The organism is Streptomyces sp. NPDC048506, assembly GCF_040651315.1.
Taxonomy (GTDB): Bacteria; Actinomycetota; Actinomycetes; order Streptomycetales; family Streptomycetaceae; genus Streptomyces.
Window position 1 is genome coordinate 49,053 of the sequence record NZ_JBEZIX010000013.1, and the last position, 19,016, is coordinate 68,068.

At 70.7% G+C, this 19,016-nt stretch carries 18 protein-coding genes; 10 read left to right on the forward strand and 8 right to left on the reverse strand.

Annotated features, from left to right (window positions below):
- The first annotated feature begins 1 nt into the window (after position 1).
- From tpiA to pgi, 5 genes are all read left to right on the forward strand, one after another.
- Complete coding sequence (gene tpiA / locus AB0C96_RS12835; protein ID WP_362916593.1) at positions 2 to 778, forward strand: triose-phosphate isomerase; 777 nt, start codon at positions 2 to 4, stop codon at positions 776 to 778.
- A gap of 166 nt (positions 779 to 944) precedes the next feature.
- Positions 945 to 1,181 carry a preprotein translocase subunit SecG gene (gene secG, locus AB0C96_RS12840; protein ID WP_362916595.1) on the forward strand — a complete coding sequence of 79 codons (237 nt, stop codon included), beginning with the start codon at positions 945 to 947 and terminating at the stop codon, positions 1,179 to 1,181.
- Between the two features lie 154 nt (positions 1,182 to 1,335).
- On the forward strand, positions 1,336 to 1,671 hold the full coding sequence (locus tag AB0C96_RS12845) for an RNA polymerase-binding protein RbpA (RefSeq protein ID WP_016578660.1): 336 nt from the start codon (positions 1,336 to 1,338) through the stop codon (positions 1,669 to 1,671).
- 185 nt (positions 1,672 to 1,856) lie between these two features.
- The gene (locus AB0C96_RS12850) at positions 1,857 to 2,018 is read left to right on the forward strand and encodes a hypothetical protein (protein ID WP_362916597.1); all 162 of its coding nucleotides are present in this window, start codon (positions 1,857 to 1,859) and stop codon (positions 2,016 to 2,018) included.
- 57 nt (positions 2,019 to 2,075) lie between these two features.
- A complete protein-coding gene (pgi, locus tag AB0C96_RS12855; protein ID WP_362916835.1) occupies positions 2,076 to 3,728 on the forward strand; it encodes a glucose-6-phosphate isomerase in 1,653 nt (550 codons plus the stop codon).
- A gap of 99 nt (positions 3,729 to 3,827) precedes the next feature.
- Here the strand turns inward: pgi and pgl are convergent, their stop codons facing one another.
- The 5 genes from pgl to tkt are packed head-to-tail and all read right to left on the reverse strand — an operon-like array spanning position 3,828 to position 10,434.
- Positions 3,828 to 4,610 (reverse strand): 6-phosphogluconolactonase, encoded by a 783-nt coding sequence (pgl, locus tag AB0C96_RS12860; protein ID WP_362916598.1) that lies wholly within the window; start codon positions 4,608 to 4,610, stop codon positions 3,828 to 3,830.
- Complete coding sequence (opcA, locus tag AB0C96_RS12865) at positions 4,607 to 5,644, reverse strand: glucose-6-phosphate dehydrogenase assembly protein OpcA (RefSeq protein ID WP_362916599.1); 1,038 nt, start codon at positions 5,642 to 5,644, stop codon at positions 4,607 to 4,609. The genes pgl and opcA overlap by 4 nt, the downstream gene beginning before the upstream one ends.
- Complete coding sequence (zwf, locus tag AB0C96_RS12870; RefSeq protein ID WP_362916600.1) at positions 5,641 to 7,173, reverse strand: glucose-6-phosphate dehydrogenase; 1,533 nt, start codon at positions 7,171 to 7,173, stop codon at positions 5,641 to 5,643. Before zwf ends, opcA begins: the two co-directional genes overlap by 4 nt.
- Before the next feature lie 4 nt (positions 7,174 to 7,177).
- On the reverse strand, positions 7,178 to 8,296 hold the full coding sequence (tal, locus tag AB0C96_RS12875) for a transaldolase (protein WP_362916601.1): 1,119 nt from the start codon (positions 8,294 to 8,296) through the stop codon (positions 7,178 to 7,180).
- A 35-nt stretch (positions 8,297 to 8,331) separates the two neighbouring features.
- A complete protein-coding gene (gene tkt, locus AB0C96_RS12880) occupies positions 8,332 to 10,434 on the reverse strand; it encodes a transketolase (protein ID WP_362916603.1) in 2,103 nt (700 codons plus the stop codon).
- A 458-nt stretch (positions 10,435 to 10,892) separates the two neighbouring features.
- On the opposite strand from tkt, the gene AB0C96_RS12885 reads away from it, so the two are divergent.
- From AB0C96_RS12885 to AB0C96_RS12895, 3 genes are all read left to right on the forward strand, one after another.
- The gene (locus AB0C96_RS12885; protein WP_362916604.1) at positions 10,893 to 11,897 is read left to right on the forward strand and encodes a heme o synthase; all 1,005 of its coding nucleotides are present in this window, start codon (positions 10,893 to 10,895) and stop codon (positions 11,895 to 11,897) included.
- 15 nt (positions 11,898 to 11,912) lie between these two features.
- Positions 11,913 to 12,296, forward strand: a complete 384-nt coding sequence (locus AB0C96_RS12890; RefSeq protein WP_362916606.1) for a hypothetical protein — start codon at positions 11,913 to 11,915, stop codon at positions 12,294 to 12,296.
- 130 nt (positions 12,297 to 12,426) lie between these two features.
- Positions 12,427 to 13,491, forward strand: coding sequence for an amidohydrolase (locus tag AB0C96_RS12895; RefSeq protein ID WP_362916607.1), 1,065 nt, complete (start codon positions 12,427 to 12,429; stop codon positions 13,489 to 13,491).
- Here the strand turns inward: AB0C96_RS12895 and AB0C96_RS12900 are convergent.
- The 3 genes from AB0C96_RS12900 to AB0C96_RS12910 form a co-directional block, all read right to left on the reverse strand.
- Positions 13,464 to 14,468: a COX15/CtaA family protein gene (locus AB0C96_RS12900; protein WP_362916609.1), complete on the reverse strand. Its 1,005-nt coding sequence runs from the start codon at positions 14,466 to 14,468 to the stop codon at positions 13,464 to 13,466. The genes AB0C96_RS12895 and AB0C96_RS12900 overlap by 28 nt on opposite strands.
- A 137-nt stretch (positions 14,469 to 14,605) precedes the next feature.
- Positions 14,606 to 15,400, reverse strand: a complete 795-nt coding sequence (locus AB0C96_RS12905; protein WP_362916611.1) for an ABC transporter permease — start codon at positions 15,398 to 15,400, stop codon at positions 14,606 to 14,608.
- A complete protein-coding gene (locus tag AB0C96_RS12910) occupies positions 15,397 to 16,359 on the reverse strand; it encodes an ABC transporter ATP-binding protein (RefSeq protein WP_362916613.1) in 963 nt (320 codons plus the stop codon). Before AB0C96_RS12910 ends, AB0C96_RS12905 begins: the two co-directional genes overlap by 4 nt.
- 330 nt (positions 16,360 to 16,689) lie before the next feature.
- Here AB0C96_RS12910 and AB0C96_RS12915 point away from each other — a divergent pair, with 330 nt between their 5' ends.
- Both AB0C96_RS12915 and sufB read left to right on the forward strand, forming a co-directional pair.
- A complete protein-coding gene (locus AB0C96_RS12915) occupies positions 16,690 to 17,547 on the forward strand; it encodes an ArsR family transcriptional regulator (protein ID WP_362916615.1) in 858 nt (285 codons plus the stop codon).
- Positions 17,544 to 18,965, forward strand: coding sequence for a Fe-S cluster assembly protein SufB (gene sufB / locus AB0C96_RS12920; protein ID WP_362916617.1), 1,422 nt, complete (start codon positions 17,544 to 17,546; stop codon positions 18,963 to 18,965). Before AB0C96_RS12915 ends, sufB begins: the two co-directional genes overlap by 4 nt.
- The last annotated feature ends 51 nt before the right edge of the window (positions 18,966 to 19,016 follow it).

A 19,016-nucleotide genomic window follows, 5' to 3' on the forward strand; every position in this document is an offset into this window, starting at 1 on the left:
CGTGAGTGACCGCACCCCGCTGATGGCGGGCAACTGGAAGATGAACCTCAACCACCTCGAGGCCATCGCGCACGTCCAGAAGCTCGCCTTCGCCCTCACCGACAAGGACTTCGACGCCGTAGAGGTCGCGGTGCTGCCGCCGTTCACCGACCTGCGCTCGGTGCAGACGCTGGTCGACGGCGACAAGCTCAAGATCAAGTACGGCGCCCAGGACCTCTCGGCGCACGACTCCGGTGCCTACACCGGTGAGATCTCCGGCGCCATGCTCGCCAAGCTCAAGTGCACGTTCGTGGCCGTCGGCCACAGCGAGCGCCGCCAGTACCACGGCGAGAACGAAGAGATCTGCAACGCCAAGGTCAAGGCGGCCTTCCGGCACGGCCTCACCCCGATCCTGTGCGTCGGCGAGGGCCTCGACGTCCGCAAGGCCGGCAACCAGGTCGCGCACACCCTCGCGCAGCTCGACGGCGGTCTGAAGGACGTGCCGGCCGAGCAGGCCGAGACCATCGTGATCGCCTACGAGCCGGTGTGGGCCATCGGCACCGGCGAGGTCGCCACCCCCGAGGACGCGCAGGAGGTCTGCGGGGCGATCCGGGGCCGCCTCGCCGAGCTCTACGGCCAGGAGCTGGCCGACAAGGTCCGCATCCAGTACGGCGGCTCGGTCAAGTCCGGCAACGTCGCGGCGATCATGGCGCAGCCCGACGTCGACGGCGCGCTGATCGGCGGTGCGTCGCTGGACGCCGACGAGTTTGTGAAGATCGTCCGCTTCCGCGACCAGTAGCAGCTATGACGAGGGGGAGCCCTCGTCGTACCCTGTCGGGGCCGGGACCGGTGCAGCAGCGCCGTCCCCGGCCCCGCACCATATGTTCCATGGATCTTGATCTGTATGTCTTGATCCGTTCTTGATCCGTACGTCCGTCCGTCAGTCCTAGAGAGTTGGTCCAGCCGTGGTCATCGGGTTCTCGATCGCCCTCATCGTCTTCAGCCTGCTGCTGATGATGCTGGTGCTCATGCACAAGGGGAAGGGCGGCGGTCTGTCCGACATGTTCGGCGGTGGCATGCAGTCCACCGTCGGCGGCTCCTCGGTCGCCGAACGCAACCTGGACCGCATCACCATCGTGGTCGGTCTGCTGTGGTTCGCCTGCATCGTCGTCCTCGGCGTCCTGATGAAGCTCGGCAGCTGACATCCCGTCGGAGGCGCGGCCTATCATGAGGGCGGCGTCCTTGGACGGGTAACTCCGCTCACTGGACGCGCGTTGGGCCTTACGTAGACTGTGGCGTTCCGCAGCGCAGCTGATGTGAAGGCTTTGCAGCACCATTACGCAGGGAGTTACGACCGTGGCAAGTGGCAACGCGATCCGAGGAAGTCGGGTCGGGGCGGGGCCGATGGGGGAGGCCGAGCGCGGTGAGTCCGCGCCGCGCATCCGCATCTCCTTCTGGTGCTCCAACGGGCACGAGACGCAGCCCAGCTTCGCCGGCGATGCGCAGGTTCCGGACACCTGGGACTGCCCGCGCTGTGGTTTCCCGGCCGGCAAGGACCGGGACAGCCCGCCGGACCCGCCGCGCACCGAGCCCTACAAGACCCACCTCGCCTACGTCCGGGAGCGCCGTAGCGACGCCGACGGCGAGGCGATCCTCGCGGAGGCGCTCGCCAAGCTCCGCGGTGAGATCTGACGGAACCGTACGCACGACGACCGGCCCGGCCGGAGGGAGATCCCCCTCCGGCCGGGCCGGCCGCGTTACGGCGGCGCCCGCCACCGCGCACCGCCCTTCCGACCGGGCACCCGCGGGGGCGGTTCGGGCACCCGTGGCGGCCGGTCGGCTCTGTCTCGCCAGCATCTCGTCAACATCTCGTCGGCATGCGGGAGTTGGGGTGGGGCCGGGTGTCGTGCGCCGTCAACACCCCGGCGCTGCCGGTCGCCGCGCCGTCGGGCCTCGGCGCCGCCGCGCCGACACCGGTTCGTCAGGCCCCCGACAGCCCCTCGACCGACGGCGGACAGATACCTCATACCGCGCGCTGATCAATTAGGTTGGGAGACGGCGGGGCCGGTACGAGACGAAGAAGGCTGATGTCCCAGATGAACGCAGAAGGCCGCAGCAGGCTCGACCAGATGCCTGAGTGGACCGCGCTGTCCAAGCACCGGGAGCAACTGGGGGAGGTGCAGCTGCGCGAACTGTTCGAGCGGGACCCCGCGCGCGCCGAGCGCTACACCCTCCAGGTCGGCGATCTGCACCTGGACTACTCCAAGCACCTGGTCACCGACGAGACGTTGCGGCTGCTGGGCGATCTGGCCTCGGCGACCGGCGTGGCGGAGCTCCGGGACGCGATGTTCCGCGGAGCGAAGGTCAACAACACCGAGCAGCGCTCCGTGCTGCACACCGCGCTGCGCGCGCCCGGCTCGGCGGTGGTCAAGAGCGACGGGGAGAACGTCGTCCCGGCCGTGCAGGCCGTCCTGACGAAGATGGGCACCTTCTCCGACCGGGTCCGCTCCGGCGACTGGAAGGGCCACACCGGCAAGCGCATCAAGACCGTCGTCAACATCGGTATCGGCGGCTCGGACCTTGGCCCGGCGATGGCCTACGAGGCGCTGCGCGCGTACACCCACCGGGACATGCAGTTCCGCTTCGTCTCCAATGTGGACGGCGCCGACCTGCACGAGGCGGTCCGCGACCTGGACCCGGCCGAGACGCTGTTCATCGTCGCTTCGAAGACCTTCACCACCATCGAGACGATCACCAACGCCACCTCGGCGCGGGACTGGCTGCTGGCCGGTCTCGGGGCCGGCAACGAAGCTGTGGCCAAGCACTTCGTGGCCCTGTCTACCAACGCCGAGAAGGTCACCGAGTTCGGCATCCACCCGGACAACATGTTCGAGTTCTGGGACTGGGTCGGGGGACGCTACTCGTTCGACTCCGCGATCGGCCTGTCGCTGATGGTCGCGATCGGCAAGGAGCGGTTCCGCGAGATGCTGGCCGGCTTCCACCTCGTCGACGAGCACTTCCAGACCGCCCCGCCGCAGGAGAACGCCCCGCTGCTGATGGGCCTGCTCGGCATCTGGTACGGCAACTTCTGCGGCGCCCAGTCGCATGCGGTGCTGCCGTACAGCCACTACCTCTCCAAGTTCACCGCGTACCTCCAGCAGCTGGACATGGAGTCCAACGGCAAGTCCGTGGACCGCCAGGGCCACCGCGTCGGCTGGCAGACCGGCCCCGTCGTCTGGGGCACGCCCGGCACGAACGGCCAGCACGCCTACTACCAGCTGCTCCACCAGGGCACGAAGATGATCCCGGCCGACTTCATCGGCTTCGCCCGGCCGGTCGACGACCTGCTGCCCGGCCTGGTCGCCCAGCACGACCTGCTGATGGCCAACCTCTTCGCCCAGGGCCAGGCGCTGGCCTTCGGCAAGACGCCGGACGAGGTGCGCGCCGAGGGCGTGCCCGAGGAGCTGGTGCCGCACAAGACGTTCCAGGGCAATCACCCCACCACCACGATCCTGGCCCGGGAACTCAGCCCGTCCGTGCTCGGGCAGCTGATCGCGCTCTACGAGCACAAGGTGTTCGTCCAGGGCGCGGTGTGGAACATCGACTCCTTCGACCAGTGGGGCGTGGAGCTCGGCAAGGTCCTCGCGAAGCGGGTCGAGCCCGCGCTCACCGAAGGCGCCGAGGTGCCCGGCCTGGACGCCTCGACGGCCGGCCTGGTCGCCACGTACCGGACGATGCGGTCCCGTTGAGGGCCGGTCCGGCCCAGGGCCTGGCCTAGGCGCGGAGAAGGGCGAGGGCCCCACACACCACCGGTGGTGTGTGGGGCCCTCGCCGGTGCGCGACGTCCTTCAGGGCGAGGCCGGCGGGTACAGGTTCCGCGGCAGCCGGGAGGCGGCCGCCTCGTCCAGCAGCCACAGGGTCCGGCTGCGGCCGCGGGCGCCCGCCGCCGGGGCCTGGACCTCGCCCGCGCCGGAGAGCGCGATGGCCGCGGCGTTGGCCTTGTCCTCGCCGGCGGCCAGCAGCCAGACCTCCCGCGCCGCGCGGATCGCGGGCAGGGTGAGCGTGATGCGGGTGGGCGGCGGCTTCGGCGCGCCGTGCACACCCACCACCGTCCGCTCCTGCTCGTACACGGCCGGCAGCTCGGGGAAGAGCGAGGCGACGTGGGTGTCCGGGCCGACGCCCAGCAGCAGGACGTCGAAGGACGGGACCGCCGCGTGGTCCTCGGGCCCGGCCGCGGCGGCGAGTTCGAGGGCGTACGCCTCGGCGGCCGAGTCCGCGTCATGGCCGAAGCGGCCACCGGCGGGCTCCATCGGGTGCACCCGTGCCGGGTTCAGCGGCACGCCGTCCAGCAGCGCCGCACGCGCCTGGGTGACGTTGCGCTCGGGGTCCCCCTCCGGCAGGAAGCGCTCGTCCCCCCACCACAGGTCGAGCCGGGACCAGTCCACCGCGTCCCGGGCGGGCGCCTCGGCGAGGGCCGCGAGCAGCCCGTTGCCGTTGCGCCCGCCGGTCAGGACCACGGAGGCGGAGCCGCGGGCGGCCTGGGCGTCCACGATCTTCGTGATCAGCCGGGCCGCCGCGGCCTTGGCCATCAGCTCCTTGTCGCGATGGACGACGACTTGCGGAGCACTCACGTGGTGGCCGCCTTCTTGGCGGACTTGGCGGGGGCCTTCTTCGCCGCGGGCTTGGCCGGGCCGTCACCGGACGCGGCCGGCTCACCGGCGGGCGGCTGGGCCGGCTGCCCGTCGCCGAGCCGGGCCACGCCGAACTTCAGCGCGGTGGCGTAGGTGTCGTCCGGGTCGAGCCGGCGCAGCTCCTCGGCGAGCAGCTCCGAGGTCTCCCGCCGCTTGAGGGCCACATTGCGGTCCGGCTGCTGGGGCATACAGAGCGTGGCCAGCGAACCGTCCGGGCGGTCCAGCACGATCGAGCCGCTGCTGGACTCCATCCGTACGGCGGTCAGACCGGGGCCGGCCGACACCTTGCGGCTCACCGGGACGTTCAGCCGGCTGGCCAGCCACATGGCGAGCAGCTCGCAGCTGGGGTTGAACTCCTCGCCGGTCACCTCGGCCGAGGTGACCGTGCACGGCGCCTGGTCGAGCGCCGCCGCCAGCATCGAACGCCACGGGGTGATACGCGCCCAGGACAGGTCGGTGTCGCCGGGAGTGTACGTTTCCGCACGCGCCGACAGCTCCTCGATGGGCTGCTCGGAGGCGTAGGCGTCGGTGACCCGGCGCTGCGCCAGCGCGCCGAGCGGATCCTTGGCGGGGTCCAGCGGGGCGTTCACCGCCCACCAGACCACGACCGGGGCGTCCGGCAGCAGCAGCGGCAGCACCACGGACTGGGCGTGGTCGATCACCTCGCCGTACAGCCGCAGCACGACCGTCTCGCCGGTGCCGGCCTCCGTGCCGACCCGCACCTCGGCGTCCAGGCGGGGCTTGGCGCGGTCGCGCGGCGACCGGCTGACCCGCTTGATGACCACGAGGGTCCGCGAGGGGTGCTCGCGGGACGCCTCGTTGGCGGCCTTCAGGGCGTCGTAGGCGTTCTCCTCGTCGGTGACGATGACGAGCGTGAGCACCATGCCGATGGCCGGGGTGCCGACCGCGCGACGGCCCTCCACCAGCGCCTTGTTGATTTTGCTGGACGTGGTTTCCGTCAGATCGATCTTCATGGCCGACGCCAGCTCCGTCCGTCTCGTGCGAGCATTTCGTCCGCCTCGGCCGGGCCCCAGGTGCCCGCCTGGTACTGCGCGGGCTTGCCGTGCTTGTCCCAGTACGTCTCGATCGGGTCGAGGATCTTCCAGGACAGCTCGACCTCCTCCAGTCGCGGGAAGAGGTTGGCGTCACCCAGCAGCACGTCCAGGATCAGGCGCTCGTACGCCTCGGGGCTGGACTCCGTGAAGGACTCGCCGTAGGCGAAGTCCATCGACACGTCCCGGACCTCCATCGAGGTGCCGGGCACCTTGGAGCCGAAGCGCACGGTCACGCCCTCGTCCGGCTGTACCCGGATGACCAGGGCGTTCTGTCCCAGCTCCTCGGTGGCGGTGTGGTCGAAGGGGGAGTGCGGGGCGCGCTGGAAGACCACCGCGATCTCGGTGACCCGGCGGCCCAGCCGCTTGCCGGTGCGCAGGTAGAAGGGGACGCCGGCCCAGCGCCGGTTGTCGATCGACAGCTTGATCGCGGCGTAGGTGTCGGTCTTCGACTTGGGGTCGATGCCGTCTTCCTGGAGGTAGCCGACGGCCTTCTCGCCGCCCTGCCAGCCCGCCGCGTACTGGGCGCGCACGGTCTCCTTGCCGAGGTCCTTGGGCAGCCGGACGGCGCCCAGCACCTTGGTCTTCTCGGCGACCAGCGCGTCCGCGTCGAAGGAGGCGGGCTCCTCCATCGCGGTCAGTGCGAGCAGTTGGAGGAGGTGGTTCTGGATGACGTCACGGGCGGCGCCGATGCCGTCGTAGTAGCCGGCCCGGCCGCCGATGCCGATGTCCTCGGCCATCGTGATCTGCACATGGTCGACGTAGCCGCGGTTCCACAGCGGCTCGAACATGGTGTTGGCGAACCGGAGCGCCAGGATGTTCTGGACCGTCTCCTTGCCCAGGTAGTGGTCGATCCGGAAGACCTCGTTGGGCGGGAAGACCTCGTGGACGATCCGGTTGAGCTCCCGGGCGCTCTCCAGGTCGTGCCCGAAGGGCTTCTCGATGACCGCGCGGCGCCAGGAGCCCTCCGTCTGGTCGGCCAGCCCGTGCTTCTTGAGCTGCTGGACGACCTTGGGGAAGAACTTCGGCGGCACGGACAGGTAGAAGGCGAAGTTGCCGCCGGTGCCCTGCGCCTTGTCGAGGTCGTTGATGGTGTTCTTGAGCGTCTCGAAGGCGTCGTCGTCGCCGAAGTCGCCCTGGACGAAGCGGCAGCCCTGGACCAGCTGCTGCCAGACCTCCTCGCGGAACGGCGTACGGGCGTGCTCCTTGACGGCCGTGTACACCTCGTGCGCGAAGTCCTCGTGCTCCCACTCGCGGCGGGCGAACCCGACGAGGGAGAAGCCCGGCGGCAGCAGTCCGCGGTTGGCCAGGTCGTAGACGGCGGGCATCAGCTTTTTACGGGACAAATCGCCCGTGACGCCGAAGATGACCAGGCCCGACGGCCCCGCGATGCGCGGGAGCCGTCGGTCCGCGGCGTCACGAAGCGGGTTCGCTCCATGAACAGCGGTCAAGGGTTCAGCCCTCCGAAGGTGCGAGGCGCTTGAGCTCCGCCTCGGTCGACTTGAGCAGGTCGTTCCAGGACGCCTCGAACTTCTCCACGCCCTCGTCCTCCAGGAGCTGCACGACCTCGTCGTACGAGATCCCGAGCCCGGCGAGCGCGTCCAGGTCGGCCTGGGCCGCCTCGTATGTGCCGCGCACCGTGTCACCGGTGATCTCGCCGCGCGCCGCGGTGGCCTCCAGGGTGGCCTCCGGCATGGTGTTGACCGTGCCCGGGGCGACCAGTTCGTCCACGTACAGGGTGTCCTTGTAGGCCGGGTCCTTGACGCCGGTCGAGGCCCACAGCGGGCGCTGCTTGTGGGCGCCGGCCTTGTCCAGGGCGGCCCAGCGCTCGGAGGAGAAGACCTCCTCGCACGCCTGGTACGCCAGGCGGGCGTTGGCCAGCGCGGCCTTGCCCTTGAGGGCCTTGGCCTCGTCCGTGCCCAGCTTGTCCAGGCGCTTGTCGATCTCGGTGTCCACCCGGGACACGAAGAACGACGCCACCGAACGGATCAGGGACAGGTCCAGGCCCGCGGCCTTGGCCTTCTCCAGACCGGCCAGGTAGGCGTCCATGACCTCGCGGTAGCGCTCCAGCGAGAAGATCAGCGTGACGTTGACGCTGATGCCCAGCCCGATGACCTCGGTGATCGCCGGGAGGCCGGCCTTGGTGGCCGGGATCTTGATCAGCGTGTTCGGGCGGTCCACCAGCCAGGCCAGCTGCTTGGCCTCGGCGACGGTCGCGACGGTCTTGTGCGCCAGGCGCGGGTCGACCTCGATGGAGACCCGGCCGTCCTGGCCGCCGGTGGCGTCGAAGACCGGCCGCAGCACATCGGCGGCGTCCCGGACGTCCGCCGTGGTGATCATGCGGATCGCCTCGTCGACGGTGACCTTGCGGGCGGCGAGGTCGGCGACCTGCTGCTGGTAGCCGTCGCCCGAGGAGATCGCCTTCTGGAAGATCGACGGGTTCGTGGTGACGCCGACGACGTGCTGCTGGTCGATCAGCTCGGCGAGGTTGCCGGACGTGATGCGCTTGCGCGACAGGTCGTCCAGCCAGATCGCGACGCCTTCGTCGGAGAGGCGCTTGAGTGCGTCTGTCATGGGTTCTGCATCTCCTACTTGTGTGTGTACGTGCGTCAGCGCGCGGCGGCTGCCAGCGATTCCCGGGCGGCGGCGGCGACCGCGTCGGCGGTGAACCCGAACTCGCGGAACAGGACCTTGCCGTCGGCCGAGGCGCCGAAGTGCTCCAGCGACACGATGCGTCCGGCGTCACCGACGAAGCGGTGCCAGGTCAGGCCGATGCCGGCCTCGACGGCGACCCGGGCCTTGACGGCCGGGGGCAGCACGCTGTCGCGGTAGGCCTGGTCCTGCTGGTCGAACCACTCGACGGACGGCATCGACACCACCCGGGTGGGCACGCCCGCGGTCTGCAACTGCTCGCGCGCCTCGACGGCGAGCTGCACCTCGGAGCCGGTGCCGATCAGCACGATCTGCGGCTCGGCCGGCCGGCCGTCGGCGTCCTCGGCCTCGAACAGGACGTAACCACCCTTGGCCACACCCTCGTTGGCCGGGTACGTGGGCACGCCCTGACGGGTCAGCGCCAGGCCGTGCGGGGCCCCCACGCCGAACTCCTTGGTGTAGCGCCTGAGGATCTCGCGCCAGGCGAGGACGGTCTCGTTGGCGTCGGCCGGGCGGACGATGTTCAGGCCCGGGATGGCGCGCAGCGAGGCGAGGTGCTCGATCGGCTGGTGGGTCGGGCCGTCCTCGCCCAGGCCGATGGAGTCGTGCGTCCAGACGTACGTCACCGGCAGGTGCATCAGCGCGGACAGTCGGACGGCGTTGCGCATGTAGTCGGAGAACACCAGGAAGGTGCCGCCGTAGATGCGGGTGTTGCCGTGCAGCGCGATGCCGTTCATCTCCGCGGCCATGGAGTGCTCGCGGATGCCGAAGTGGATCGTGCGGCCGTACGGGTCGGCCTCCGGCAGCGGGTTGTCCGCCGGGAGGAACGACGAGGTCTTGTCGATCGTGGTGTTGTTGGAGCCGGCGAGGTCGGCCGAGCCGCCCCACAGCTCCGGGATCACCGCGCCGAGGGCGTGCAGCACCTTGCCGGAGGCGGCGCGGGTGGCGACGGACTTGCCGGTCTCGAACGCCGGCAGGTGGTCCTCCCAGCCCGCCGGCAGCTCGCCCGCGGCGATCCGGTCGAACTCCGCGGCGCGCTCGGGGGTGGCGGTGCGCCAGGCGGCGAAGGACTTCTCCCACTCCTTCTGGGCGTCCCGGCCGCGGTCGAGGGCGCCGCGGGTGTGCGCGATCACCTCGTCGGCGACCTCGAAGTGCTGCTCCGGGTCGAAGCCCAGGACGCGCTTGGTGGCCGCGACCTCCTCCTCGCCCAGGGCCGAGCCGTGCGCGGCCTCGGTGTTCTGGGCGTTGGGGGCCGGCCAGGCGATGATCGAGCGCATCGCGATGAACGACGGCTTGTCGGTCACCGCCTTCGCGGCCTCGATGGCGTGGAACAGGGCCTCGGGGTCGAGGTCGCCGTTCTCCTTGGGCTCCACCCGCTGCACATGCCAGCCGTAGGCCTCGTAGCGCTTCTCGGTGTCCTCGGAGATGGCGGTCTCGGTGTCGCCCTCGATCGAGATGTGGTTGTCGTCCCACAGCAGGATGAGGTTGCCGAGCTCCTGGTGGCCGGCCAGCGAGGACGCCTCGGCCGAGATGCCCTCCTGGAGGCAGCCGTCACCGGCGATGGCGAAGATGTGGTGGTCGAACGGCGAGGAGCCCTGGGGCGCCTCGGGGTCGAACAGGCCGCGCTCGTAGCGGGCGGCCATCGCCATGCCGACGGCGTTGGCGACACCCTGACCCAGCGGGCCGGTGGTGGTCTCCACGCCGGCGGTGTGGCCGTACTCCGGGTGGCCGGGGGTCTTGGAGCCCCACGTCCGGAAGGCCTTCAGGTCGTCCAGCTCCAGGCCGTAGCCGGCGAGGTAGAGCTGGATGTAGAGGGTCAGGCTGGAGTGGCCCGCGGAGAGGACGAACCGGTCGCGGCCGGTCCAGTTCGGGTCCGCGGGGTCGTGCCGCATCAGCTTCTGGAACAGCACGTACGCGGCGGGAGCCAGGCTCATGGCCGTACCCGGATGGCCGTTACCGACCTTCTGCACGGAATCCATGGCCAGGACGCGGACGGTGTCCACCGCCCGCTGGTCCACATCGGTCCACTCGAAATCTGTGGTGGTCGGCTTGGTGCTCACCCTGAGTCAGGGCTCCTCTCCACATGTCGATGGCCGCGGACGGTGTGTCCGACAGGCGGTGTCGAGCCTACCCCCGCAAGGGCGTGCGCCTTTTCGACGCTCAGTCGATGTTCGTGGCGCTCAGTCGGTGGGTGGCGACAGGGGCTACTCGTCGCTTTGGGCAACCAATTCGGGGGCTCGGGCATTCCGGGGCCGGGGGTGACGGCCATACGACCAGACTGCCGGGCAGGGGTCGCGTTCGCCTCCTGAACGGCGGGCGAACGCCTGGCGAAAGCGCCGGGCCCGCGCCCGGGGGAGGCGCCGGTGCCGGTCGAGGCCCGGCTCTCAACACGACCCCACCCCCGCGAAGGTCGCTCTATGGCCAACGTCTAAAGTGGCGTGGTACGCGCAAGCAAGTGCCGGGTCTACACGGCCGGACGGGCTTGCAAGCCTTATCTCTTCCGCGGCGGGAGCCGCTGATGTTACTTCCAGGGGTGTGCGTGACGGCCGTCGAATCCCGTCCTGCGGGTGGGGGTACCGCCCACGCCATTGAGGCTGTGGGGGAGCTCTCTCAGAGCCCCGGGGGTCAAGGCCACCGTCCTTTCGGGGCCCGTGTCAAGGCGTTCGTGGCGCTCACCAAGCCGCGCGTCATCGAGTTGCTGCTGATGACGACGATCCCGGTGATGTTCCTGGCGGCCGGCGGCGTCCCCGATCTGTGGCTGGTGCTGGCGACCTGCATCGGCGGATACCTCTCCGCCGGTGGCGCCGCCGCCTTCAACATGTACATCGACCGCGACATCGACGCGCTGATGGACCGCACCTCGCAGCGTCCGCTGGTGACCGGCATGGTCTCGCCGCGCGAGTGCCTGGTCTTCGCGTCCGTGCTCACGGTCGGCTCCACCGCCTGGTTCTGGGCGTTCGTCAACCCGCTGTCGTCGATGCTGTCCCTCGGGGCGCTGCTCTTCTACGTGATCGTCTACACGATGATCCTCAAGCGGCGCACCTCGCAGAACATCGTCTGGGGCGGTATCGCGGGCTGCATGCCGGTCTTCATCGGCTGGTCCGCGGTGACGAACTCGGTCTCCTGGGCCGCGCTCGTCCTCTTCCTGGTCATCTTCTTCTGGACGCCGCCGCACTACTGGCCGCTGTCGATGAAGGCCAAGGACGACTACGAGCGGGTCGGCGTGCCGATGCTGCCGGTCATCGCCGGCAACAAGGTCGTGGCCCGGCAGATCGTCCTCTACAGCTGGGTGATGGTCGGCGTCTCGCTGCTGCTCCAGCCGCTCGGCTACACCGGCTGGTTCTACACCGCCGTCGCGGCCGCCTGCGGTGCCTTCTGGCTCAAGGAGGCGCACGCCCTCCAGGCCCGCGCCAAGGCCGGGATCACGGGCGCCAAGCTCAAGGAGATGCGGCTGTTCCACTGGTCCATCACCTATGTCTCCCTGCTGTTCGTCGCCGTCGCCGTGGATCCCTTCCTTCGCTGATTACCGGCGGGTAGCATGCTGTCCATGGCAGACATCCAGCAGGCGGACGAGCAGCCGGCGGCGGCCAGCGACCAGGTCGGCAAGGCCGACAAGATCGACAAGCGCACGGCGAAGCTCGCCAAGCAGATCCGCGCCTTCGCCGACGCGCACGGCGGCAGCGCCGAGGGCCAGCTCGCGCACATCGGCCGCGGTCGCACCCGGATCGCCCTCGTCGGGGCCAACGGCGAGTGGGGCAACCTCGTCGCGGACACCTTCGGCTCCGCCCAGGACGCCGCCGCCCGGGCCGGCATCACCCTCCAGGACGACTTCGACGGCGAGCTCGCCGCCAAGGTGCGCACCGGTCGGTACGAGTGGTCCCGGATGGCGGGCATCCAGGTGGGCGGCCCGGCCAACTCCTGAGGTTCGGGTACGGCGCCGCCGGGGCGCACGCCACGAACGGAGCCCGCTACCTCACCACCACCTCGTCCGTTAAGCCCACCAGGCGCGGCGCTTCGGCCACGCCTGGTGGGCTTACGGCGAGGAGGAGCGGATGGACGGCCATGCCTCCCCGGTAGATCGGCCACCGCTCATCGATCAGTACAGCCACGGTGCGGTGCACGGCGAACTCGGCCTGGGATCGTTCGAGACTCATCTGGCCGCCGCGGTCGGCGCCCATGGCCCGGCCCCCGCCGGCACCAGCTACTTCGACAGCGTCACCGGGCTTGCGATACGCCGCTGGTGCCCTCCGCTGCTCGGCCTGGAGCCGCACTGCCCGCCGGCCCGCTACCTGGCCCGCAGGCGTGAGGTGGGCGCGTACCAGGCCGGCCGGATGCTGCTGCGCGGCTCCGGCATCGGCACCTTCCTGCTGGAGGCCGGCACCCCCAGCGACCTGACCTCGGCCAACGAGATCGCCACCGCCGCCGACGCCCGCGCCCACGAGGTCGTACGGCTCGAACCGCTCGCCGAGCAGGTCGCCGACACCTCCGGCAGCGTCGACTCCTTCATCGGCTACACCGCCGAGGCCCTCTACGCGGCGGCTCAGCACGCCACCGCCTTCGCCTCCGGCGCCAGCTACTGCGACGGCCACGCACCGGAGGCCGGCGAGGTGCGCCGCGCCGCGGACCGCTGGCTGCGCGCCCGCCGCCCCGGAGACCGGCTGGCCGAACCCGCCCTCGTCCGTCACCTGCTGTGGAGCGCGGTGGCCACCGGCCTGCCCGTCCAGCTGCACTGCCCCGACCCGCAGCGGCTGGCGGCCTTCCTCGGCGCCACCACCGGCATCGGCGCGGACCTCGTGCTGCTTCCCGCGGCGCCGCACCACCGCCGCGCGGCCCAGCTCGCCGCCGCCCATGCGCATGTCTACGCGGACGCCGGCCCGCGCCCGGAGGAGACCCTGCCGCAGGCGCCGTTCGGCAAGCTGCTGTTCTCGTCCGGGGCCCGCGGGCTGCCGGAGCTCTATGTGACCGGCGCCCGTTTCTTCCTGCGCGCCATGGAGCGCCTGGTGCGGGAGTGGACGACCGAGGGGTTGTGCGGGCCGGAGGACGGCCGGCGGATCATCGCGATGATCGCGTCCGGGACGGCGCGCCGGGTCTACCGGCTGGGCGCGGAGGCCACCTGAGCGTCGAGCGCCTCGTGCGCACCGTCCGCGGCCGGCTCGGCGGGGTCCTCCTCCTGGAGCGGACCGCGGTCGCGCAGCGCGAGGAGGAGCCGCAGCACGCAGATCCACACCAGCGTGGAGCCGAACATGTGCAGCCCCACCACCAGCTCCGGCAGGCCGAGGAAGTACTGCACGTACCCGATGACGCCCTGGAGCGCCAGGGAGCCGAACAGCAGCAGGACCACGCGGCGCGGGGCGGCCGGCGCCTTGACGGCCCGCAGCGTGAACCACATCGCGACGCTCAGGCCGACCACGATGTAGACGAAGTCGACGTGGAGCTGGGTGATCTCCTGCCAGTTCAGCGGGATGCGGTGGACCTTGTGCGCGTCGCCCGCGTGCGGGCCGGCGCCGGTGACGGCCGTGCCGATGACAGTGAGGGCGCCGGTGGCCAGGACCAGCAGCCAGGCCAGCTGCCGCACCGGCCGGGCGACCACGTCGCGCGGCTCCTCGTCGCCCTCCCTGGCCCGCTGCCAGGACAGGACGCAGACCGTGAGCAGGGTGGTGGTGAGGAGGAAGTGCGCGGCGACGAGGTACGGGTTCAGGCCGGTCAGCACGACGATGCCGCCCCAGACCGCGTTGCCCATCACGATCCAGAACTGTGCCCAGCCGAGCCGGGTGAGCGAGCGGCGGCGGGGCGAGCGGGCCCGTGCGGCCACGATGAACAGCCCGATGAAGGCGCACAGGACGTAGGTCAGCAGGCGGTTGCCGAACTCGATGAGGCCGTTGATGCCCATCGCGGCGGTCGGCGTGAGGCTGTCCGGGGTGCACTTGGGCCAGGTCGAGCAGCCCAGGCCGGACTGGGTGAGCCGGACCGCGCCGCCGGTGACCACGATGACGATGGCCATCACGACGGCGGCGAGCGCGGCCCGTTCCACGAAGCGCGCGGACGGCTGCCAGCGACGGGCGATCAGCTCAAGGGGATTCAGCGAATTCGGCACGGGAGCCATCGTAGGCGGCGGCTTGTGCAAGTTTTCACGAGGGGTCCGGGGAGTCGGCTCCCGGGGATGGTGCTGTACGAGGGGTCCGGTGTGCCCGGTGCTGTACGGGGGGCCTCCCGGGGCGTGCGGTCCCCGGGTTACTCCCAGCGGAAGAACTTCGCCGCCGCGCCCAGCCCCAGCACGGCCCACACGGCGAGGATCCCGAGGTCGGACCAGGGCACTCCGGCGCCGTGCTGGAGGACGTCGCGCAGGCCGTCCGACAGGGCGGAGATCGGCAGGAGGTGCAGCACCTGCTGGGCCGCATGGGGGAACTTGTCCAGCGGGACGATCACGCCGCCGCCGACGAGCAGCAGCAGGAAGACCAGATTGGCGGCGGCCAGCGTCGCCTCGGCCTTCAGCGTCCCGGCCATCAGCAGGCCCAGGCCCGAGAAGGCGGCGGTGCCGAGGACGAGCAGTCCGACCACCGGGACCGGGTTGCCGTGCGGGGACCAGCCCAGTGCGAAGGCGATCGCGGTCAGCAGCGCGATCTGGAGGACCTCGGTGACCAGCACCGAGCAGGTCTTGGCGGTCATCAGGGCCCAGCGGGGCAGCGGGGAGGCGCCCAGCCGCTTGAGGACCCCGTATCGGCGCTCGAAGCCGGTGGCGATGGCCTGGCCGGTGAACGCCGTGGACAGCACGGCCAGCGCGAGGACGCCCGGTGCGAGGAAGTCCACCGGCCTCCCGCTCCCGGTGTCGACGATGTCCACGGCGGAGAACAGCACCAGCAGCAGCGTCGGGATGACGACGGTCAGCAGCAGTTGCTCGCCGTTGCGCAGCAGCATCCTGGTCTCCAGGGCCGCCTGCGCGCGGATCATCCGGGGCAGCGGCGCCGCACCGGGCCGCGGGGCGAAGGTGCCGGTGCCCGCGCCGGCCTCGGCTTCGGTGGCGGTCATGCGCGCAGCTCCTTACCGGTGAGCTCCAAGAAGACGTCCTCCAGGGTGTGCCGCTCCACGGCTATCGCGTCCGGCATCACCCCGTTCTGTGCGCACCACGAGGCGACGGTGGCCAGCAGTTGCGGGTCGATCTTGCCGTGCACGCGGTAGGTGCCGGCCGTGAGCTCCGTGGCCAGGCTGTCCGCGGGCAGCGCCTTGAGCAGCGAGGCGAGGTCGAGGCCCGGCCGTCCGGTGAAGCGCAGGCTGTTCTCCGCGCCGCCCCGGCACAGCTCGTCCGGGCTGCCCTGGGCGATCACCCGCCCGCCGTCGATGATCGCGACGTCGTCGGCGAGCTGCTCGGCCTCGTCCATGAAGTGGGTGGTGAGCACGCAGCTGACGCCGTCGGCGCGCAGCTCCCGGACGAGGTCCCAGGTCGCGCGGCGGGCCTGCGGGTCGAGGCCGGCCGTCGGCTCGTCGAGGAAGACCAGCTCGGGGCGGCCCACCACGGCCATCGCCAGCGCAAGGCGCTGCTGCTGACCGCCGGAGAGCCGCCGGTAGGGCGTCCGGCCGCAGCTGCCCAGGCCGAGGCGTTCGACGAGCGCGCCGACGTCGAGCGGGTGGGCGTGCAGGGTGGCGGTGTGCCGCAGCATCTCCTCGGCCCGGGCGCCCGCGTAGACGCCGCCGGACTGGAGCATCACGCCGATCCGGGGGCGCAGGGCGGCGGCGTCGGCGACCGGGTCCAGGCCCAGGACGCGGACCCGGCCGGCGTCCGGGCGGCGGTATCCCTCGCAGGTCTCGACGGTGGTGGTCTTGCCGGCGCCGTTGGGGCCGAGGACGGCGGTCACCGAGCCGCGGGCGACGGTCAGGTCGAGTCCGTCCACGGCGGTCTTGGTGCCGTACCGCTTGACCAGGCCGACGATCTCGACGGCAGGCTCTCGGCCGGGGTTCCGGGGGGCGCCCCCCGGGGAGCTGCTGCGCATGGCGGGCAGTCTACGAAGACGGAGCGGGCGGGCGGCAACGGGGGCGGTGGCCGGCGACGGGGGATGACGCGGGATCGGGGGACGGGGAACGGAGTGCGACCTTCCGGTTCACCGGTCCGGCGGTGCCCGCCGAAATCGCTTGCTGGGCCGTGCGAGCCGCGCGGGCCGTGATCGGCAAGGGGCCGGCGCGTGGTGCACCCTCGCAGGTCGGCACCCCTTTCGGGCATCCCGAGGGGGACTTGAATTAGGTATGCCTAAGTGATACAGGCCACCACTCGCCGGCCGGGGTGAGGCTTGAATCGGTTTGACGAATTACGCAACAATGGCGTTGTGAAATACGGGAGCGAGGACCAGCGAGGACCCGCGGTCGGCGAGACCGCCGGGCCGGCCCCCTCTGCGTCCGGGCCGGCCGAGCAGCCCAGGCACGCCCCGCACGACGAGCAGCAGGGCACCCGCAACAGGGTCGCCCGCTCCATCCTCGACCACGGTCCGTCCACCGCGGCCGAGCTCGCCCTCCGGCTGGAGCTGACCCAGGCCGCCGTCCGCCGTCATCTGGACGCCCTGGCCGCCGAGGGCGTCGTCGAGCCCCGCGAGAAGCGGGTCTACGGCACCCGCGGCCGGGGCCGCCCGGCCAAGGCCTTCGCCCTCACCGACTGCGGGCGGGACGCCTTCGACCAGGCGTACGACCAGCTCGCCACCGACGCCCTGCGCTGGATCGCGCAGAGCGCGGGCGGCGGGGAGGAGGGCGAGGCGGCCGTCGCCGCATTCGCCCGGGCGCGGCTCGCCGAGCAGGCCGAGGGCTACCGCAAGGCGGTCGAGAGCGCCGAGCCGGAGGACCGTACCGAGGCCCTTGCGAAGGCGTTGACCGCGGACGGGTACGCTGCTACGGCGCGCAGTGCGCCCAATCCCCAGCTCGGTGAACAGCTCTGCCAGCACCACTGCCCGGTCGCCCACGTCGCCGAGCAGTACCCGCAGCTGTGCGAGGCGGAGACCGAGGTCTTCTCCCGTTTGCTCGGGACCCACGTACAGCGCCTTGCCACCATCGCCCACGGCGACGGAGTGTGCACGACCTTCATCCCGAAGGCCGGAAGCATCTCCAAGCGGGGCAAGGCGGCTCACCACACCGGTGAGCACCCCACCAGGACCACCACAGCATCTGCAAGCACGGCCGGGAGGAACCCCGCATGACGCTCCCCACGGAGACTGCTCACCCTGAACTTGAGGGTCTGGGCACGTACGAATACGGCTGGGCCGACTCCGACGTGGCCGGCGCCTCGGCGAAGCGCGGTCTCTCCGAGGCGGTCGTCCGCGACATCTCGGCGAAGAAGAACGAGCCGGAGTGGATGCTCAAGCTCCGCCTCAAGGGGCTGAAGCTGTTCGACAAGAAGCCCATGCCGCAGTGGGGCTCGGACCTGTCGGGCATCGACTTCGACAACATCAAGTACTTCGTCCGCTCCACCGAGCAGCAGGCCGCCTCCTGGGAGGAGCTGCCCGAGGACATCAAGAACACCTACGACAAGCTCGGCATCCCCGAGGCGGAGAAGCAGCGCCTGGTCGCCGGTGTCGCCGCGCAGTACGAGTCCGAGGTGGTCTACCACCAGATCCGCGAGGACCTGGAGAAGCAGGGTGTCATCTTCCTGGACACCGACACCGCGCTCAAGGAGCAGCCGGAGCTCTTCCAGGAGTACTTCGGCACGGTCATCCCGGTCGGCGACAACAAGTTCGCGTCGCTGAACACCGCGGTGTGGTCCGGCGGGTCGTTCATCTACGTCCCCAAGGGCGTGCACGTCGACATCCCGCTCCAGGCCTACTTCCGGATCAACACCGAGAACATGGGCCAGTTCGAGCGGACGCTGATCATCGTCGACGAGGACGCCTACGTCCACTACGTCGAGGGCTGCACCGCGCCGATCTACAAGTCGGACTCGCTGCACTCCGCGGTGGTCGAGATCATCGTCAAGAAGGGCGGCCGCTGCCGCTACACGACCATCCAGAACTGGTCGAACAACGTCTACAACCTGGTCACCAAGCGTGCCGTCGCCTACGAGGGCGCGACCATGGAGTGGGTCGACGGCAACATCGGCTCCAAGGTGACGATGAAGTACCCGGCGGTCTACCTGATGGGCGAGCACGCCAAGGGCGAGACCCTGTCCATCGCCTTCGCGGGCGAGGGCCAGCACCAGGACGCCGGTTCCAAGATGGTCCACATGGCGCCGAACACCTCCTCCAACATCGTCTCCAAGTCGGTGGCGCGGGGCGGCGGCCGGACCTCCTACCGCGGTCTGGTCGAGATCGGCGAGGGCGCCGCGGGCTCCAAGTCCAACGTGCTGTGTGACGCCCTGCTGGTGGACACCATCTCCCGCTCGGACACCTACCCCTATGTCGACGTCCGCGAGGACGACGTCTCCATGGGCCACGAGGCGACCGTCTCCAAGGTCAGCGAGGACCAGCTCTTCTACCTGATGAGCCGCGGCCTGAGCGAGCAGGAGGCCATGGCAATGATCGTGCGCGGCTTCGTCGAGCCGATCGCCCGTGAGCTGCCGATGGAGTACGCACTGGAGCTCAACCGGCTGATCGAGCTGCAGATGGAAGGTGCGGTCGGCTGACGCCGGCCCCCAGCAGCGACTGACTCCCTGAACGCAGAAAGCGAGCACGAC

Bases quoted from the DNA above. Each gene is read 5' to 3' on its own strand.
- AB0C96_RS12850 (WP_362916597.1), top strand. From the start codon at position 1,857: ATGCGGGAGTTGGGGTGGGGCCGGGTGTCGTGCGCCGTCAACACCCCG.
- pgi (WP_362916835.1), top strand. From the start codon at position 2,076: ATGAACGCAGAAGGCCGCAGCAGGCTCGACCAGATGCCTGAGTGGACC.
- opcA (WP_362916599.1), bottom strand. From the start codon at position 5,644: ATGAAGATCGATCTGACGGAAACCACGTCCAGCAAAATCAACAAGGCG.
- tal (WP_362916601.1), bottom strand. From the start codon at position 8,296: ATGACAGACGCACTCAAGCGCCTCTCCGACGAAGGCGTCGCGATCTGG.
- AB0C96_RS12885 (WP_362916604.1), top strand. From the start codon at position 10,893: ATGTTACTTCCAGGGGTGTGCGTGACGGCCGTCGAATCCCGTCCTGCG.
- AB0C96_RS12890 (WP_362916606.1), top strand. From the start codon at position 11,913: ATGCTGTCCATGGCAGACATCCAGCAGGCGGACGAGCAGCCGGCGGCG.
- AB0C96_RS12895 (WP_362916607.1), top strand. From the start codon at position 12,427: ATGGACGGCCATGCCTCCCCGGTAGATCGGCCACCGCTCATCGATCAG.
- AB0C96_RS12905 (WP_362916611.1), bottom strand. From the start codon at position 15,400: ATGACCGCCACCGAAGCCGAGGCCGGCGCGGGCACCGGCACCTTCGCC.
- AB0C96_RS12910 (WP_362916613.1), bottom strand. From the start codon at position 16,359: ATGCGCAGCAGCTCCCCGGGGGGCGCCCCCCGGAACCCCGGCCGAGAG.
- sufB (WP_362916617.1), top strand. From the start codon at position 17,544: ATGACGCTCCCCACGGAGACTGCTCACCCTGAACTTGAGGGTCTGGGC.